Origin of the sequence: Lacrimispora struthionigena (genome assembly GCF_048627165.1) — a bacterium.
Lineage (GTDB): Bacteria > Bacillota > Clostridia > Lachnospirales > Lachnospiraceae > Lacrimispora.
Genome location: NZ_JBMBWP010000002.1, coordinates 2,118,235 through 2,136,183, shown reverse-complemented (window position 1 = coordinate 2,136,183; position 17,949 = coordinate 2,118,235). Strand labels below are relative to the sequence as shown.

16 protein-coding genes are annotated in these 17,949 nt (G+C 40.6%); 11 read left to right on the top strand and 5 right to left on the bottom strand.

Features of this window, described 5'->3' with window-relative positions; all coding sequences use genetic code 11:
* Positions 1-204 precede the first annotated feature (204 nt).
* Positions 205-1,029 (top strand): YitT family protein, encoded by an 825-nt coding sequence (locus tag ACOAOT_RS18930; RefSeq protein ID WP_349669688.1) that lies wholly within the window; start codon positions 205-207, stop codon positions 1,027-1,029.
* Between the two features lie 70 nt (positions 1,030-1,099).
* On the opposite strand, the gene ACOAOT_RS18925 is transcribed toward ACOAOT_RS18930, so the two are convergent.
* Positions 1,100-1,702, bottom strand: coding sequence for a hypothetical protein (locus ACOAOT_RS18925; protein ID WP_420218390.1), 603 nt, complete (start codon positions 1,700-1,702; stop codon positions 1,100-1,102).
* Between the two features lie 259 nt (positions 1,703-1,961).
* On the opposite strand from ACOAOT_RS18925, the gene ACOAOT_RS18920 reads away from it, so the two are divergent.
* Positions 1,962-3,869, top strand: a complete 1,908-nt coding sequence (locus tag ACOAOT_RS18920; RefSeq protein ID WP_420218389.1) for a BglG family transcription antiterminator — start codon at positions 1,962-1,964, stop codon at positions 3,867-3,869.
* 26 nt (positions 3,870-3,895) lie between these two features.
* On the opposite strand, the gene ACOAOT_RS18915 is transcribed toward ACOAOT_RS18920, so the two are convergent.
* From ACOAOT_RS18915 to ascB, 4 genes are all read right to left on the bottom strand, one after another.
* Positions 3,896-5,761 (bottom strand): hypothetical protein, encoded by a 1,866-nt coding sequence (locus ACOAOT_RS18915; protein WP_420218388.1) that lies wholly within the window; start codon positions 5,759-5,761, stop codon positions 3,896-3,898.
* A 1-nt stretch (position 5,762) separates the two neighbouring features.
* A complete protein-coding gene (locus ACOAOT_RS18910; RefSeq protein WP_420218387.1) occupies positions 5,763-8,171 on the bottom strand; it encodes a glycosyltransferase family 2 protein in 2,409 nt (802 codons plus the stop codon).
* Between the two features lies 1 nt (position 8,172).
* Positions 8,173-9,258, bottom strand: coding sequence for a GtrA family protein (locus ACOAOT_RS18905; RefSeq protein WP_420218386.1), 1,086 nt, complete (start codon positions 9,256-9,258; stop codon positions 8,173-8,175).
* A 186-nt stretch (positions 9,259-9,444) separates the two neighbouring features.
* Positions 9,445-10,932, bottom strand: a complete 1,488-nt coding sequence (gene ascB, locus ACOAOT_RS18900) for a 6-phospho-beta-glucosidase (RefSeq protein ID WP_420218385.1) — start codon at positions 10,930-10,932, stop codon at positions 9,445-9,447.
* A 317-nt stretch (positions 10,933-11,249) separates the two neighbouring features.
* On the opposite strand from ascB, the gene ACOAOT_RS18895 reads away from it, so the two are divergent.
* The 9 genes from ACOAOT_RS18895 to ACOAOT_RS18855 all read left to right on the top strand — a co-directional run bounded on the left by ACOAOT_RS18895 (position 11,250) and on the right by ACOAOT_RS18855 (position 17,907).
* Positions 11,250-12,560 (top strand): PTS sugar transporter subunit IIC, encoded by a 1,311-nt coding sequence (locus tag ACOAOT_RS18895; RefSeq protein WP_420218384.1) that lies wholly within the window; start codon positions 11,250-11,252, stop codon positions 12,558-12,560.
* A gap of 59 nt (positions 12,561-12,619) precedes the next feature.
* Positions 12,620-12,826, top strand: coding sequence for a hypothetical protein (locus ACOAOT_RS18890; protein ID WP_420218383.1), 207 nt, complete (start codon positions 12,620-12,622; stop codon positions 12,824-12,826).
* Between the two features lie 20 nt (positions 12,827-12,846).
* Positions 12,847-13,146 (top strand): PTS sugar transporter subunit IIA, encoded by a 300-nt coding sequence (locus ACOAOT_RS18885; protein WP_420218382.1) that lies wholly within the window; start codon positions 12,847-12,849, stop codon positions 13,144-13,146.
* Positions 13,147-13,178: 32 nt separating this feature from the next.
* Entirely contained in the window at positions 13,179-13,481 is a 303-nt protein-coding gene (locus ACOAOT_RS18880; RefSeq protein WP_349671789.1) for a PTS sugar transporter subunit IIB, read from the top strand.
* 53 nt (positions 13,482-13,534) lie between these two features.
* Entirely contained in the window at positions 13,535-14,461 is a 927-nt protein-coding gene (locus tag ACOAOT_RS18875; protein ID WP_420218381.1) for an AEC family transporter, read from the top strand.
* A 14-nt stretch (positions 14,462-14,475) separates the two neighbouring features.
* Complete coding sequence (locus tag ACOAOT_RS18870) at positions 14,476-14,682, top strand: hypothetical protein (protein ID WP_420218380.1); 207 nt, start codon at positions 14,476-14,478, stop codon at positions 14,680-14,682.
* 191 nt (positions 14,683-14,873) lie between these two features.
* The gene (locus tag ACOAOT_RS18865; RefSeq protein WP_420218379.1) at positions 14,874-16,019 is read left to right on the top strand and encodes a GGDEF domain-containing protein; all 1,146 of its coding nucleotides are present in this window, start codon (positions 14,874-14,876) and stop codon (positions 16,017-16,019) included.
* Positions 16,020-16,112: 93 nt separating this feature from the next.
* Entirely contained in the window at positions 16,113-16,688 is a 576-nt protein-coding gene (locus tag ACOAOT_RS18860) for an ArsR/SmtB family transcription factor (protein ID WP_420218378.1), read from the top strand.
* Entirely contained in the window at positions 16,681-17,907 is a 1,227-nt protein-coding gene (locus ACOAOT_RS18855) for an MFS transporter (protein WP_420218377.1), read from the top strand. Before ACOAOT_RS18860 ends, ACOAOT_RS18855 begins: the two co-directional genes overlap by 8 nt.
* Positions 17,908-17,949 lie beyond the last annotated feature (42 nt).

The window sequence follows — 17,949 nt, the reverse complement described above, 5'->3', positions numbered from 1 at the left end:
TGTTTTGATACATTGATGGGTATTTGCCGGATATATTCGGAAAATAAATCGATGTAAGCATATAATAAGAGAAAATAGTCAAAAAATTAACAAATTAATGTTGTTGCTTAACAGGAGTGAAATCTATATAATAGGTGTCGGTGAAAAGGCATTAAAACAAACCGCAAAAATAATAAATCACCTACTGGAATGAGGAGAGCAACAATGAAGAAAAAGCTTTTTTGGATAGCAATAGGCCAGTTTATCTCTGCATGTGCATATTGCCAGATTCTAAATGCCAACAATTTAGTCGCTACCGGACTAGGGGGACTGGCGACGGTATTTAACCGTCTGACTGGTGCCGATGTACAGCTGCTTTTGATTATTATGGCATTGCCCATATTCGTCTGGGCATTTTTCAGCTATAGTAAGAAACAGATTTTTTATGCTGGATTCAGTTATTTTATGTTTACTTTTTATGTAGGTATTGTTAACCGGTATCTGCCCCAGTTTCTCACAGATCCTATCGCTGCAGCCATTAGCGGCGGCGTTGTAGGTGGAATCGCAGGCGGTATTATTATGAAACAGAGAGTTGCCAACGGACCAGAATCCATTGTGGCATTGTATCTGAAAGAAAAAAAAGGTTTATCAATTGGATCCTACTATTTAATTATTAATACAGTAGTTATTTTCTCTTCCATTATCTATGGTGATATGACTATGATCGTTTATTCCCTCATCTGCACCTTCGTTCAGAGCGTGGTAACGGATAAGCTGATCATTGGATTTGAGAAATATTATAATGTTAATATTATGTCAGATCAGTATTTAGAGATTACACAGTTTATCCGCAATGATTTAAACAGAGGAGCCACCTTTATTCAGGGTATGGATACTTCCAATGTAAAAAAGAAGATGTTAATTCAGGCGGTGGTAAATCAGCAGGAGTTAATTGCTATCAAAGAATTTGTAAAGTCCTTTCATGATGACAGCTTTATCTGCGCAAGCATAAGCAACAACATCATAGGCAGGGGATTTGATGTAGAATAAATGAAATAAAGGGCTGCCGGCAGTTTTTTCACTCCTGAAGTGGATTAAAAAATTGCCGGCAGCTCTCTTTTTAAGTAGACAGCAGTTCAATAACAAATGCTGTAGTCTGGGGAGGTATGCTTGCGGTCTGAAAATTGGCATGCTTAACGCGGACCATTTTCCCGGGTTTTAGATCATCAAGAGTCAGGGGATTCCCATTCTCATCTACAATTACTGTGGCACTGGTGATTACAAAACGCATCTGATCCGTTTCATCATTGGGATTACCGGTATAGACAAAATTGTTGTTTGGATCAACCAGCAGAATCCGGTCTGTTGTTATACTGTAGGATAGGGCATCTACCATGGCAATTACCCGGTAGGCGTTTGACTGGGGGGGAATGCTTCTTGTCATCATCGTGGAAAAAGTCGCATTGACATAGGTTCCTTTTGTAATGCTGCATAAACTTATGTTATCTCCAAACTGATTAATGAGGATTGTTTCCCAGCCAATATTTAATTGAAGTAATTCAATGTTTATCATATCGTTTTCACCAGGATCAGCATAAGAGATAAGGAGATATCCCGTCCTGCTGTTGGACGTATACATCTCCTCCACAAGTGCATTCTGTACCTCCATAATACTTCCGCTCATTGTAATCATTCCTCTTGCGTCCTCGTTTTCTCCGATCATAAAGACTCCCTTGACAATAAGTTTCTATTTCATTATATGCGTACAGTAATATTTATTTCATTAATTAAAGAAGACATTACCATTTTGAAAATGGAAAAAAGATTCATTCAGTTAAAAGATGATTTATGTTAATATGTAATTATGCATAAAAAAACAATATTCGACACAGATAAATAATGAAAAACAAACAAATTAAAAAGGTTATGGAAGAAAAGCTGGATGGAACAATACCGATAGTGATTGACAGGGGTGAAGAAAAATGGACAGGCGAATGAAGCAGATCTTGGATATTTTATCAGACAGAGATTACTATACGGCAGAGATGCTTGCAGAAGAAATTCATGCGGGGACAAAAACGGTCCGTAATCTCTTAAAGGAAATTAATCAGGAAATAGAACCCAATGGGGCGGTTATTGTGTCCAAATATGGAGTAGGTTATTTCCTTAATATTCAGGACAATGAAAAATATGAGGCTTACTGCCGTAAGGATCATGCGCATGGCTCGGAAGAATACTTACCCTCCACCTCAGAGGAACGGATTCAGTATTTACTGGAGTACCTAATTAACAGCGGATCCTATGTAAAGTTGGAGAAATTAAGCGAAAGTCTTTATATTTCCAAACGGACATTGACGGAAGATTTGAAAGAAGTAGAACAGTTTCTAAAAAAATTCAATATTCGCGTGATACGCAAGCCTAATTATGGAATTCGCCTGGAAGGTAAAGAATTTGATACCAGACTTTGTATTGCCTCCTTTTCCGGAAAGAGATTTCATAAAGGGAATGAAAGCATGGATGAGATTGCTGCCATTGTCTCAACCGTTTTAAAGGAAAATGATTTTATGATTACAGGGGCAGCGTATCAGAATCTGGTAGTCCACCTTTACATTGCCATCAGCAGAATCATGGAATGCCACTATGTTCCCATGCCGGAAGGGCTTATGGAAAATCCCAGGGAGCGGTACGAATATCACATAGCCCAGGTAGTAGCCAGACAGCTGGAAGAGAGATTTCATATCAGTTTCCCTGAAAATGAAGTTGCCTATATTGCCATTCATCTGGCGGGTAAGAAAATGTTTTTAGAGGAAGAAAATGTAGAAGAAAATGTGATTATTACCCAGGAAATCAGTGATCTGGTAACTGCCATGCTGGAACGGGTTTATGATTTATTTAAATTTGATTTTCGCAGTGATTTAGAACTGAGAATGATCTTAAGCCAGCATTTAGTCCCATTAAGTGTCCGCATCCGGTTCGATATGGATATGAAAAATCCAATGCTCCGTGATGTAAAGGAAAAATTCTGTCTGTCCTATACCATGGCTTGTAACGCGGTTACAGTTCTGAATGAACACTTTAAAGTATCTCTGTCAGAGGATGAGGTGGCATACTTTGCATTCGCTTTTGCACTTGCCCTGGAACGCAGGAAAACCGAAATCAAAAAAAAGAATATCATTCTGGTCTGCTCCTCCGGCAGAGGAAGTGCCCAGCTTTTGCAGTATAAGTATAAGAATTCATTCAAAGATTATATCGATGAAATCATTGCCTGTGACGTGGGAAGTTTATACAAAATGGATTTTTCCAGATATGACTACATCTTTACAACTGTCCCAATCACCGTTTCGGTTCCCCTGCCCATTCTGGAGGTAGAATATTTTCTGGGCGATGAAGACATTGTAAATGTGAAGAAGGTTCTTTGTGGCCAGAAGACTTCCTCTGTATTAAACTACTATGAACGTGATCTGTTTCTGACTCATTTAAAGTTCAAAACAAAAACAGAGGTTCTTCGCTTTATGTGCCAGTTTGTGATTGAAAAGAAGAAGCTTCCCCAGGAATTTTATGAGTCGGTGCTGCAGCGGGAGCGGATGGCAAAAACGGCCTTTGGCAATCAGGTGGCAATGCCCCATGCCTATAAAGCCATGAGCAGTGAGACTTTTGTCTGTGTGGGAATTCTGGACGAACCGGTGGAGTGGGGAGATCAGAAAATCCGGGCTATTTTCCTGGTATGTATTGCGGATAAGGACCATACCAGCGCAGAGCTGCAGCACTTTTATCAGCTGACTGCTTCCTTTCTGTTAAGTCAGAAGCAGATTCAGGAATTGGTGAAGAAACAGGATTATGATGCTTTTATTAAGGCTGTGATTCAGATGGAAGAGGAACATCCTATTTAAGCAGAGTAGATATAAATAACGATCATTTAAGATACCGGTTCAAGGGTAAGTGTATCACCGGCAGTGATAATTTTGTAAATTCCAGCTTGCCCTGGAATATGAAAATATTTTTTCATAAGATATTTTTCCGGTGCGTCACTTTCTACTATAACCAGATAATCATAGCTGCTTAACAGATTCATCATGTTTTCCTCATAAAATGCACAGATTCCATCTACATTTGGTGCATAAAGCATATATTTTCCTATATACTGCAAGTAATAATCCGTCACCTGGCTATCTGCATCCGAGGCATAGAATAAATATCGGTTCTCATCGGTTCTGCCGTCCAAATACCAACGATCTCCAGTAACCGTGTATACTTTATACGGCAGTGTATTTCTGTAAGATCCCTGGATGGACATCATTCCATTATACTCAGACATGAGCAGTGTTACAGCCAGAACAAGACAAAGAATGATTCCTTCCTGGTATCTAATTTTACTTTCTACGCTTTTATAGGATCGGTAGGCTGGCATATCACCGATCTTATAATAAAACGAATGCTCCATATCCACCGTAGCACAAAGGAGTAGTCCTCCCGCAAAAAGAACAACGATACTGGAGGCATAACGCTCAAAACCAGCTAAGCGCATGGCTTCGTCAGTGGGCATAGAAAAAATATAAAGGGCAAGTATTCCAAGATAATACACCATAAGAATCAGATCTAGGGCAATGACTGCCTTCCAAAGATTCCAGCGTTTCTTTAGTACCGTGACTGCAAATATGCTGGCAATAATTGCCACAATGTTAAAAACAATTACTCCCATGGTCGGGCGGCTTGTTATATCAAAAACAGATTTCAGGAACAGGGAGATGATCTGTCTGACCTCTTCCGGGGTCTTTCCTCCATTCACGTTTTGAATGTTTCCGGCTGAAATATCAAACTTATTTTTAATTCCCTGGAATGCAACCTTCACATGCCAACTCCACAAAATATAAGGAATCATAGCTGTTCCTATTGAAAAAATGATCATCAGCCCACTTTTCCACAATGATTTTTCCCTGTTCTTAATCCAAAGATACAGCAGAAAAAGGAAGCCCACTCCCCCATATATAATTCCGGTATTTTTTACTATCATTAAAAGCCCTGCTATAGGCGCCATAAGAATACAAGCTTTCTTTATATTTCTCTGATATCTGTATGCAATGGCAAGGAGTACAAGAGCATAGACCGGAAGGAGGAAATCTACAAGCAGGTTTGTGATTCTTATGGTAACGTTAAACAGGGATAACAAGGAGCAGCCTGCTGCCAAAAAAGCATAGAGGAGAAAACGCTTCGTTTCTTCTATAATTCCAAACATGGCATAAAAGCAGGAAAATATCAGAATTCCCTGAGCCATCAGCATGACTGGCTGGGAATTTCCTGTAAAACGGCAGAAGAAATAAATAAACGACGAAGTACCCAGGGGATAATTTTTAAAATCAATTAATGCAGAAGAAGCATCCGGGAATGCATTGGTCGAAAGCATCTGCTTGATTACCAGCGCCCAGTGAGAAAAATTGTCATAATGGATCAGTCTGCTTATAAACAGCCCATGAAAAAAATATACGCTGCCTATGGCAAATGCCACACCAAACAAGGATAAACGGATTTGTTGATATTGTTTCTTGTCAATAATCCCATAAATGAAGACACCAGAGAGGATCGCTCCAATCACCAGTAAGATCACAGAGCCTGGAAAAAGATACCCTGCAAGTCCGAAAAAATAAACAGCGCAGCCAATTGCTGAAAAAACAAATACAGGAACAAATTCTGTCTGGAGCTTTAGCTTTGTTCTGGCAAACAGCATATATCCGGAAAGGGAGCAAAAAAGCAATACTCCCGTTATCAGCTGATAGATACTATTCATGCTATGCCTCCTTCTTATTGTTTATTGGTGTGTTATGACAAGTATCATGGACTTGTAAGTTGCTGATAATGTTATCGATTTCATTTGCGCTTGGGGTTCCATCTCCATTTTCATCCCGGTAGATGAGTCTGATAATATCATCGATTTCATCAATTTTCATCACCTCATAAAGGATCTGATCACTTTGCGTCTCTTTCATTAAATCATTTAAGTTATTAACCTTCAGAAGCTCTTCTCCAATATTGGGTATGTATTTTCCGGTACGTTTGAGGATTAATGGAATACCGTTTTCCGTAATATACGTAAACGTATCCTCCTGGAGTCCTTTGTCATTAAACTCAGAAACCGAAAAAAACTGGTAATTAAAACTGCATAGCCTGCAGGAGGCTCCGTTCGTAAAAACAATCTGCTTGTTCAGCCTGATTCTCGGTAACTTTCTCTTATCTGAAAGTTGCGGTGTAACACGTTTTTTTATGTTTCTAAGGATATCATCATAAGCGGTTATCCACATATCCATCTGCATGGGAAGGGTATGGGTTCTGTCGTAAATAATCTGCATATACTGACGCTTGTTTACATTGTTTATAGGTTTTACAGTTGCGCAATAACGCCAGCCGCTCTTGTATTCTTTGACATAAGTGATTTCCCCTTCCAGATTGGCACTGTAATAGGGGGTGTGAACCGTCATTTGCAGCACTTCGTTTTCCGGCAGGTAAATGGGTCTCTCCACCCAGAAAGCCACACCGTTCTCAGAAACATCCACGGTCTTAGCCTCATAGAACTGATTCTTGTACTGGACTGTAATATCCTCCTCCGCCAGAATCCGCTCGCTGTTTCTGTATGCAGGTCTTCCAAGCATAAAGAACATGGCATAACACAATGACACCATGTTGTAGGCGATCCAGAATATAATAATGCTGCTATAAAATAGCGCCCAGCCATATTTTCCATGCACAAATCGCACCATGGCAATGATGGACACAATCAGTAATATACCATGGGGAATGGCATAAACAACAAAGTCCCAGCCAACTCCGGTGGATTCTTTCTTTTTGTTCGTAACCTTGAATTTATTCTGATGGATATGAAAACTTTCAAGTATAACAGGAACAATCAGATACGGCATAAATATGGTGTCAATAATCTGGCTCCACTTCTGATTTCTGATATTACTTGACAAATATCGCATGGAGATACTATAAAAGGAATATCCGGGGAGCCAGAATACAAGAACCTCCCAGAAGCTGGTATTGACAATCTGAAAATCAAATAGTGCAAATAAAAGGGGTGACAGGATGAATACAAGCCTGTTAAAAAAAGACCACCAGTATAAATAGCTGTTTAAGTAGGTGATCCTTGCTTTTAAAGGCAGTTTTGGCGTATATATGGCATGGGTGTTCTGCAAACTATGTATGACCCCTCTTGCCCAACGTATGCGTTGCTTTAACATGCTCTTTATGGTCGTGGTGGTAAGCCCGGCCGCCTGTATCTCATCAGTTGCATAGGTAATATAGCCGGCCTTCTGTATCCGAATGCTTGTCTCAAAATCCTCTGTAATGGTGTTTATAGGAAATCCGTTTATTTCCACCATGGCTTTTCTTAAAATAACCGTATTGCTGCCCGTATAAGCAATTGCATTGGAGGCATTTCTCATAATGTTGACTTCCTTAGAAAAGAAATCCTGTTCATTAGGGATATTGCCTTCCGCATACAGATTAAACTGGAATAAATCCGGATTATAAAAGCTTTGAGGTGTCTGGATCAAACCGATCTTACTTGATTCTTCCAGTTCTTTTTCCGTTCTGAGCCTCCATGTACCGTTTTCCTTTATGTATACCGAAAGTAGAAAATACGGAACGGTTTTCATAAGAAATGTGTGCTGAGGAATCATATCCGCGTCGAAGGTTGCAATGAGGGGCGATGAGGTCTTACTCAGAGCATGATTCAGATTCCCGGATTTGGCATGTTTATTATCTGCCAGTCCCAAATATCCAACACCAAACTTTTTAGCCAACTTCTCGATCTCTTCCCGGTTTCCATCATCACAAAGATAGATATGCACCTTGGATTTATCAGGATAGGTCATAAACGTACAGGCATTTACCGTCTTGTACAGGAGTTCTTCCGGTTCGTTATGGGTCGCAATAAATACATCCACATCTGGATACGCTTCATCCGGGATTACCGGACATTCAAGTCGCGTCTTATTCATGCGGATTTTCTGATAGAACAGCTCAAATGTAGTAAATACGGTAACGGTTTCAGCCACCACAAGGAGAACACCAAATATCATATTAAGAATTCCCTGATCGTAAGGCAGTGTAAACAGGATGCGCCATCCTAAATAAATGGTCATTAAGACCATGGTAATAATAAATATAATATTTCTCTTTTTTTCTTCTTTATTCATTTTAAATTTCCTTCGATTGGAAGACCCAGCGCCGTTGGATATGATAGCTTAAAAAAAACAGACTCATATCACAAATGATTTTTGCTGCTTTTTCGTTTATTAGAAGTCTCTTATGCAGCAGGTATACGCTAACTGCTGATAGAAGCATAATAAGCACACTTAATGACAAATAGCGAAGTACTCCATGGATTCCAGTCTGTCTATCATTAAATACAAGATGTTTATTAAGCTGATAGTTCACTGATATGGAAATACTTCGTGCAACAGCTGTCGCACAAATGATTCGCAGAAAATCTTCTCCCGCAAAAAAAATCCGTAAAAAATCAAGCATCACCCATGCGATGCTTATATCAATGACCGAGCTTATGATTGACGAGTAAAAAAACTTCATAAAATTAGACAGGATGACTCCCATGATCTTTAAGCTATCCACAACTGCATTAAAATGAGTTCCCCCATTCTCTTGTTCATAGATTGTCTGAATAGAGATGGTGCGAATGGGGATTTTTAACCGGATGCAGGTAATCAGTACCTGCATCTCATATTCGAACCGGCACCCCTTTATCCCAATCATATGATCCATAAGCGGGGGACCAAATGCCCTGAGCCCAGTCTGAGTATCTGGCAAGTAAATTCCATACAGCATTGCAAAGATTGCCGAGGTTATTCGGTTTCCAAATAAGGATTTGACAGGAATTCCTTTACTTTTGAAGTCACGTTCACCCAGAATCAGTGCACTGGGGTTTCCTATGGCTTCTTTTGCCAGACTATCTACGTCTTTCGAAGCATGCTGCCCGTCCGAATCCACAGTTGCAACGCACCCATAATCAGGCATTGTTTCTTTAATATAGTTGTAGCCCGTCTTTAGAGCTGCTCCCTTTCCAAGATTCACCTGATGCCTGAGCACAATACAGCCTTCCTCTTCTAATGTCTGGAACACCCATTGGTACGCTTTACCCGAGCCATCATCTACAACAACAATATGAGATAAACCATATTGTTTCAATTCCTTTATGTAATTGAGTAATTTCCCTTCCGGCTCATAAGAAGGAATCAGAATTATGCTATTCATTTCTGTTTTGTTCATTGCAATCCTCAATTTTTCTCTATGTTAGTAGCCATTACTATAATATACACATTGTACGGATTAAGTCAACTCTTGTCAGATAAAACCAGTACTGAATGCAAGTGTAAGATAATTCTTTCTTGCCTTACGGCGAAAGGGATAGCTCTATTAACAGAGCTATCCCTTTATACCATTTATTGTTCTTAATTAAAACTCTTCATCTGAATACAGACTGAGTCCATTGGTTTCAATGACCTTTTGATACCAGTAAAAAGACTTCTTTTTCAGCCGGTTATAAGTCCCCTTACCGTAATCATCGCAGTCCACATAGATATAACCATAACGCTTCGACATCTGCTTGGTGGATTCGGAAACCAGATCGATACATCCCCAGGAAGTATAACCAAGACAATCCACCCCATCTTCTTCAATGGCATCTAAAATAGCCTTCATATGTTCCCTTAAGTAATCAATCCGGTACTGATCATCAATCGTTCCGTCTTCATTCACCACATCTGCAGCGCCAAGCCCGTTCTCAACAATAAACAGCGGCTTACGGTAGCGGTCGTAAAGATCCACCATGGATATTCGCAGCCCCGTAGGATCAATCTGCCAACCCCAGTCAGAAGCCTTTAGGTAAGGATTCTTAATGGCATTTATGGTATTGCCCGAGGTAACATTCAAATTAGAGGTATCTTCAGCCGCACAGGAGGAATTATAGTAGGAGAAGGAAACAAAATCCACAGGATGGGATTTCATGATTTCATCATCCCCGTCTTCTTTACGTATGGTAATCCCATTATTTTTAAAACGGGAGAGTAAGTAAGCCGGATATTCTCCAAACACCTGGGTATCACTATAACAATAGGTTCCCCGCATGGTCTGCTGTGCCTTTAATACATCTTCCGGCTTACAGGTATAGGGATAGTAGGTCAGCTTTGTCAGCATGCAGCCAACTAAAGAGCCGGGAATTATTTCATGACAGATCCTGGTTGCATGAGCAGATGCCACAAACTGGTGATGCATTGCCTGGAAGATTACCTCTTCAAAGTTCTGCCCTGGGAAACGGTCTTCAATTAATCCGCCAGTGGTATAGGGGTGACGAATCATGGAATCCACTTCATTAAAGGTCAGCCAGTATTTTACTTTATCCTGATACCTGGTACAGATGGTTTCTACATATCGTGTGAAAAAGCCGATAACCTCTCTGGAATACCAGCCCTTATAGTTTAATACCAGATTTAAAGGCGGTTCATAGTGAGACATGGTCACAAGGGGCTCGATCCCATATTTATGAAGCTCATCAAATACATCATCATAGAATTTAAGTCCTTCTTCATTGGGCGCTTCATCATCTCCATTTGGAAAGATACGTGACCAGGCGATGGACAGGCGGTAGACCTTAAAGCCCATTTCTGCAAAAAGCCTGATATCTTCTTTATAATGGTGGTAAAAATCCGATCCGTGACGTTTGGGATAATATACCTCATCATCGGTAGCAAGTGCAGCTTCTATATCCTGTGACGTTACTGCGTTGTGGGCCTTATAATTGGTTACATCTGTATCAAAGTGCGCTCTGGCACAGTCAGATACGGAAATCCCCTTTCCGCCTTCGTTCCATCCCCCCTCAACCTGGTTGGCAGCGGTTGCACCTCCCCAGAGAAAGCCTTCCGGAAATGTTTGTTTCTGATTCATATGATACCCTCCCTCTTTCTTTGCTGTTTTAATTACGCATGTTTCATGCAATTATTATAGCAGAGCTGAAAATCAATATCCAAGAACACTTTTTCCAAATTGGTGGTGGCGTCTGTTTCCCCCGGGGAGAAGCAGAAAATGCCATTATGAAATTGGAAAAACTGAACATGGAGTTTAAAATGCAAGTATGATAACATGTCAATACGCATAAGAAAACCGGATAAAGAAATAGTAAAACGGGGGAAATGCACAAAATTTGGGGAAATGCGAAACGTTTTAATGCAAATACCGTTTATACGGTGGAGATGGAGGAAAAGATGAAAGACAAATTAATGAACGGCATGCTGTCTGCAGCAGGGGCAATGCAGACACAAAGACATCTGGCAGCTATTAAGAATGCATTTATGAGCCTTCTGCCAATAATTATTATCGGCTCATTCTGTACACTGTTTTCCAATGTTATCTGCAACACAACACCAGGATTTTTCAGTCTTGCAAACATTCCGGGTTTAAGCTTTCTTGGAAAATTAAATCCCATGTTTACAGCAGCCAACTACGGAACCATGAACTTTATTGCAATCGGCTGTGTAATCTTAATTGCAATGGAACTGGGGGAACACTACGGAATTACCGATAAAGCACTTCCCGTTGTGGCACTGGGAGCCTATATTTCCCTTTGTGCCTTTACAGCAAGCGGAAAGGCAGCGGATGGAACCGAAGTGGTAGTAACCAATGTACTTTCCAGAGTCTATACCAATGCCCAGGGGCTCTTTGTAGGAATGTTTGCTTCCATAGCAGCTACCGAAATTTACTGCCGGCTGGTAAAGAGCGGTAAACTGGAAATCCATATGCCTGACGGTGTCCCATCAAATGTGGCCAGATCCTTTACAATCCTGTTTCCATCTCTCATTACCGTAGTTATTATTTCCGCAGTAGGAATGATATTTGAAATGGCGACTGGCATGACATTGTTTAATGCAATTACCGCATTCATCCAAAAACCATTGTCCCATATCTTAACCAGCTTCCCTGGATACATTACACTGATTTTCATTACCACTGTTTTATGGACCTTTGGTATTCACGGAACTCAGGTGACAAAGGCGGTATACGAACCCATTCTACTGGCTGCCTTTGCAGAAAATGAAGCCGCTTATGCAGCAGGAACAGCAATTCCCAATATTATCAGCACACCATTCATGTCCTGTTTTTCAACGGTTACCGGAGCTGGAATTACGGGAGGACTGATCATTGCCATTATGCTGTTTTCCAAGCGTGAAGATTATAAGGCAATTGCTAAACTGGCACTTCCCTGTGCGCTGTTTAACATTAATGAACCGCTGACCTTCGGGCTTCCGATTGTAATGAATCCCGTGCTTGCCATTCCATTTATGATATCACCGGCAGTGTCAGCTACCTTTGCCTATGCCATGACAAAGATTGGTTTCTGCGGAAGAATGGTGGTAAATGCACCATGGACCACACCTCCGGGACTTATGGCGTTTCTTTGCTCCGGCGGAAATATAGGGGCAGCAGTAACACAGATTATCTGTATCCTCCTGGCGTTTGTTGTGTATATCCCGTTTGTCCTGATTTCAAACAAACAGCAGGTTTTAACAGAAGAATAACAGCATGAAACATAAATGAGGTGATTATGAGTTTGACAAAAAGAGGAGGAGATCTTAACATGAAGAAAAAGCAGGAGCTTCAGGTCACGGATGTATTTACAAAATCAAGGATTTTTACTTATCTGTGGATTGTCTTTTGTCCGCCCTACGGACTTTACCGTGTTTTAAGTCCTTCGTCTGAATTTCGCAGACCGGAAAAATGGGTATGGACCATGATTGTCATCTGTACCCTGGTTACATTTGTGAAACTCATCATCACTGGTTAGGAGAGAGAGGCAGCAAAGAGATGGATATTGAAATGATTGTTATGAAACTTGTAGTAAACGGAGGGAATGCCAGAAGTACAGCAATTGAAGCCCTGCGTGCGGCCAAAGTGGGTAACTTTAAGAAAGCAGATGAACTCATGGAGGAGGCAGACACCATACTGAAGGAAGCTCACGAGATACAGACAGAGATGATCCAGAACGAATTAAACGGCAACAAAGTGGAGGTGGGGCTTTTAATGGTTCATGCCCAGGATCATTTGATGAATGCCATGACGGTCATGGATTTATGCAAAGAAATGATTGATATTTTAAGAAAATAAGTTAAAATATTCCAAGAAGGGAAGTTGCTAATATGAGAAATATTGTATTGTTTTGTGCCGCAGGCATGTCAACAAGCCTTTTAGTAAATAAGATGAAAGAAGCAGCTGCAAAAGAAAATTACGAATGTCAGATTAATGCTTATGCATTGGCAAGCGCGAGAGAGAAAGGACCGGATGCGGATATTATTCTCTTAGGTCCTCAGGTTCGTTTTGGTAAGGGAAAAGTGGAAAAAGAATGCCCTGGAAAAATCGTTGAATGTATCGATATGCAGGCTTATGGAACTATGAACGGAGCCAAAGTGATTGCCCAGGTTAAAAAGGCACTTGGAGATTAAGCTAAGACATAAGGGAGACTTGTGAAATAACAGGCAGCTGACAGAGGAGAAACATGGATCTGGCTTACATTACAGCAACTAAAATAATCGAAATGTTTATCATTCTGCTAATCGGCGCAGGCGCGTATAAAGCAGGAATTGCCGATGAGGAGACAGGCAGCAGGCTGACCCGTATCCTTCTCAATATTATTTCTCCCTGTGTAATACTTTTATCCTACCAGATTGATTTTGACAAAGAGCGTCTGTATCGTCTTGCGGTTACAGCCATTTTATCTTTCGCAAGCTTTGTGATCGCAATAGCAGTCTCAAAGATTGCAGTATGGAAGAAAACAGGCACTGATATGGCTGTGGAACGAATGTCCATTGTTTATTCTAATTGCGGTTTTATCGGGATTCCGTTAATTGATGGGATATTGGGCGGAGAAGGCGTATTTTATATGACGGCTTATCTGACTGTATTTAATCTGTTTGTCTGGTCTCATGGTCTCATGCTGATGAGCGGAAAATCAGAAAGCATGAAAAAGACTGTAAGAAGCCTGATGAATCCCTCCAATGCAGCTATTATTCTGGGAGTATTCCTGTTTTTAACAGGCATCAGACTACCTGAAATAATCAGGGAACCAGTTGGGTTAATCGGTGGTATGAATACACCGGCAGCTATGCTGATTTCCGGTATTAATCTGGCTCAAAGTGATTTCCTGGGGGGATTAAAGAATAAAAGAACCTACATAGTCAGCCTTTCAAAGCTGATTGTAGTTCCAGGTCTGACGCTGCTCCTTTTAATGGCAGCAGGAGCGGACAGAAGCATATCCATTACGATTTTAACTGCGGCAGCCTGTCCAAGCGGAGCCATGGGTACCATGTTTGCTCTCCAATATAAAAGAAACAGTCAGTACGCGTCAAATCTTTTAACCATAACAACAGCGCTGTCCTTAATTACCATACCTGCTATTATGGCGGCAGCCAGCGGAATTTTATAATAAAGGGGATAGAAATGATTATAGTTAACGCACCATTGAAACAGGAGACGTTTCAGAAGTATGCAGAGGATGAAGGACTTGTTTTTATAAAGAAATCAGGAATGAAGCTTTTTTTCGACAATCCGGAGGGAGAGGATGGGAAAAAAGCAGAAATATTAAAGAAGAAACTGAAGGGGGAAAAGGAACTGGCAGCTATTTATTTTTCAGTTCAGACCCAATAATAAGAGTATGAAAACCGTACTTCATTTATATCGTAATCCGGTATAAATGAAGTGCGTTTTTTTTATTGTTATGCTATACTGATTTTTGTTTATTTAATTGTTCACGACATAAAAACTTAAGAATATTCTAGAATAAGCAGGTGATTTGGCAACCCGGTAAAGTTTGATATGGACAGGAGGTGGCTTCCATCTTGGTACCTGATGATATCCGCAATATAGAAATTGAGAAACAATATCAGACCATAGATTTCGACTGGCTGAATCTGCATTATAAGACGACGGTAAGTATTGTTATTTTCACATTGGTTATAGAATGCCTGATGAGCGTGGTCTTTGCCCGATCCGGTCTGATTCATACCAGCACACACCGCTATGTGCTAAAATATATTATGATTCCTTCCGGGCTTAATCTGATCTGTATTCTGGCAGAAACTCTGATTATGAAATCAGGATTATTTTCTCAGAAACAGAAAATATATAGTGTATCCCTGATACTGGTTCTGATTTCATTTGTGCTGTTTACTGTTCACAGTGGTTTTACTGCCACCTATTATATTTTTCCGGGGGCAATCATGATGACGATTATCTATGCAGATCAGAGACTGACAGGAATTACAGCTATGTTCTGCATTGTATCAGTCTCATTTTCTGAAATATTCATCAAATGGGATTCCGATAAAGTTGGAATTTTTGACAGCAGCTTAAGCATGGGAAACTTTCTGGTTTCCACGGTAATACTGGTTATTTTTTCAGCTGCAAGTATGGTTGTAATCCGGTTTGAGCAAAAGAAAAACGATGCCAGCATCAGAACTGACCTGGAGAGACACCTGTTAAAGCAGAGCATTCAGGTAGATGAACTGACAGGGATTTTTAACCGCAAAGCGCTTGATGAAGCAATGTCTGTTATGGAGATTGAAAAGCCCTGTGAGGATCATATACTGGCTGTTGTTGATATTGATCATTTTAAAAGCATCAATGACCGGTTTGGACACTTTATGGGGGACAGATGCTTAATTGAGTTTGCCAGGGTATTGATGGAACATTCCTGTGTCTATACGCCATATCGTTACGGCGGAGATGAATTCTGCCTTTTGTTTCATAATATATCAATGGAAGAAGCGGTTCAGGTGTGTGAGGAGATCAGACGGCTGACGGAAGAGATAAGGATAGAGGAAGAAAAAGAAATCCGCTTTACTGCCAGTTTTGGATTGTCCGCATATTCCAGTCCGCTGAATGCATCCAGGCTTTTCGTTTTGTCTGATTATGCATTATATGATGCCAAAAAATTCCGTAACTCCGTAAGAGTATATGAAAAGGGGATGAAGATCGCAGAGTGATAGTGCGGTCGATTCCCTTTTTTTTATCTTGACATTACATAATGTGTAATGTTATAGTTTATGTAATGATAAGAGTAACAAGGAGGCAGAAAAATGGATCATATCAAACTATCTACCAAAAAGGAACTGGAAATTTATATGAACCCGGTGAGGCAGAATCTTCTCCGGTTACTGGAGCGTTCCAAACTGCCCATGACACCAAAGCAGCTCTCACTAAAGCTGGACATTTCCCCATCCAGTGTTCAGCATCATATTAAAAAACTGGAATCCCTTGGGGTCATTACGCTGGATCATACAGAGGTTATTAATGGAATCACTGCCAGATATTATTGTCCGACCTATGTCAATGTCCGGATTGGCCTGGACCACCCCGACGATACCCAGTTACAGAAAGAAGTTTTGGTTCAGGAGCAGATTGCAAGAACCTATGAAGGCTTTTTGACACAGAAGAAAAAATTTATAGAGCAGTTTAATAATGAGGAATTGGAGTCAAGATGGGATTTGGGGGATATTTTGACCGGAGTGGTACATTTATCGCCTGGTGAAGGGGAGGAATTATTGAAGCTTATTAGGGATTTTCTGGATGCACATGCGGTACCTTCTTTAGAGAAGTCTCCGTGGGAATATGCCTTTATACTTTATAACGCGGAGGAAAATCTTTATGAGTAAGACAAAACAGCTGATCATTTTTTTAAACTACGCTTCCCTGGGTATCCTTCTGCCGGTGCTTACTTTAATCCTTTTGAAAAAAGGAGCAGATCTTAAAACCCTTCCTTTGTTAATTGCCAGTTATTCAGCTGCGGTGCTATGCTTTGAACTGCCCAGTGGAATCTGTGCAGATTTGTATGGGAGAAAAACTGTTTTTCTCATATCCGGAGTTTGCCAGCTTTTATCGGTTAGTCTGCTTTTTTTCTCACAGAATCTGGTCTGGTTATTTTGCTGCCTGGTTCTCAATGGAATCAGCAGGGCTTTTTCTTCCGGAAGCCTGGATGCCTTAATTGTAGATCAGGCATTGGCCGAAAGAGGAGAGGAATGTCTGCCTGATGTGACCTCACGTCTTTCTATCATGGAACAGACAGGTCTGGCATTGGGGTGTATTCTTGGAGGTTTTCTTTCCTGTTTGGGAGATTCCTATAATGCTAATATTCTGCTTCGTATTACATTAACCGTGGTAACCATGGGACTTTGTATCTTTGGAATAAAAGAAGAACGGATATTTGGCAGTGGAATACAACGCCCCAACCTTGTCAGCCATTTAAAGAAAGGATTTGTTACTGTATTTTCCAAGCGGGATTTCCCATTTATTTTGGCGGGCATGTTATTCACCGGATTTTTTATAACTCCCATTGAGACATACTGGCAGCCGGTTTATCTGAAGCTGTCTGATTCATCACAGGGAACCTGGATGCTGGGAGTACTGTCCTTTGTAGGATTTTTTCTGGCAGCCGCAGGAAATTCTCTCTGTCGCAGGCTGCTCATAAAATATCCTGGAAGACAGTGGAGAATTTACAGCATCAGCCGTGTTTTGGGCGGCAGCGCTTTACTGATTCTGGCTCTTTTTCAATCGGCATGGATATTTGTTATTTTATATGGAGGTATTTACATGCTTCTTGGAACCGGCAGTGTAGCTGAAAATACTTTAATCAATCAGTATACGCCGGGTCCTTTAAGAGCCAGTGTTTTGTCAGTGGGATCATTTCTCTTACAGACAGGGTCCATGCTCGGTTCTCTTTACAGCAGCCTGACGGTGGGCTACATCGACGTAACAGGGCTCTGGCTTACTTCTGGCGGAGTTTTAATTGGATATACCGTTTTAATTACTTTGCTTTTAATGGCTCAAAAAAAGAAAATAAATTTATATGATATTGAATCATTTGAAAACTCCTGATATAAATAAAGGTACAGGCAATGAAAAGAAGCTGTATTTGCG

What these genes read in the sequence shown, in the direction of transcription:
- ACOAOT_RS18890 (WP_420218383.1), top strand. Translation starts at nt 12,620, where the DNA reads ATGAAGAAAAAGCAGGAGCTTCAGGTCACGGATGTATTTACAAAATCA.
- ACOAOT_RS18860 (WP_420218378.1), top strand. Translation starts at nt 16,113, where the DNA reads ATGGATCATATCAAACTATCTACCAAAAAGGAACTGGAAATTTATATG.
- ascB (WP_420218385.1), bottom strand. Translation starts at nt 10,932, where the DNA reads ATGAATCAGAAACAAACATTTCCGGAAGGCTTTCTCTGGGGAGGTGCA.
- ACOAOT_RS18880 (WP_349671789.1), top strand. Translation starts at nt 13,179, where the DNA reads ATGAGAAATATTGTATTGTTTTGTGCCGCAGGCATGTCAACAAGCCTT.
- ACOAOT_RS18855 (WP_420218377.1), top strand. Translation starts at nt 16,681, where the DNA reads ATGAGTAAGACAAAACAGCTGATCATTTTTTTAAACTACGCTTCCCTG.
- ACOAOT_RS18895 (WP_420218384.1), top strand. Translation starts at nt 11,250, where the DNA reads ATGAAAGACAAATTAATGAACGGCATGCTGTCTGCAGCAGGGGCAATG.
- ACOAOT_RS18920 (WP_420218389.1), top strand. Translation starts at nt 1,962, where the DNA reads ATGGACAGGCGAATGAAGCAGATCTTGGATATTTTATCAGACAGAGAT.
- ACOAOT_RS18915 (WP_420218388.1), bottom strand. Translation starts at nt 5,761, where the DNA reads ATGAATAGTATCTATCAGCTGATAACGGGAGTATTGCTTTTTTGCTCC.
- ACOAOT_RS18905 (WP_420218386.1), bottom strand. Translation starts at nt 9,258, where the DNA reads ATGAACAAAACAGAAATGAATAGCATAATTCTGATTCCTTCTTATGAG.
- ACOAOT_RS18930 (WP_349669688.1), top strand. Translation starts at nt 205, where the DNA reads ATGAAGAAAAAGCTTTTTTGGATAGCAATAGGCCAGTTTATCTCTGCA.
- ACOAOT_RS18925 (WP_420218390.1), bottom strand. Translation starts at nt 1,702, where the DNA reads ATGATCGGAGAAAACGAGGACGCAAGAGGAATGATTACAATGAGCGGA.
- ACOAOT_RS18885 (WP_420218382.1), top strand. Translation starts at nt 12,847, where the DNA reads ATGGATATTGAAATGATTGTTATGAAACTTGTAGTAAACGGAGGGAAT.
- ACOAOT_RS18910 (WP_420218387.1), bottom strand. Translation starts at nt 8,171, where the DNA reads ATGAATAAAGAAGAAAAAAAGAGAAATATTATATTTATTATTACCATG.
- ACOAOT_RS18870 (WP_420218380.1), top strand. Translation starts at nt 14,476, where the DNA reads ATGATTATAGTTAACGCACCATTGAAACAGGAGACGTTTCAGAAGTAT.
- ACOAOT_RS18875 (WP_420218381.1), top strand. Translation starts at nt 13,535, where the DNA reads ATGGATCTGGCTTACATTACAGCAACTAAAATAATCGAAATGTTTATC.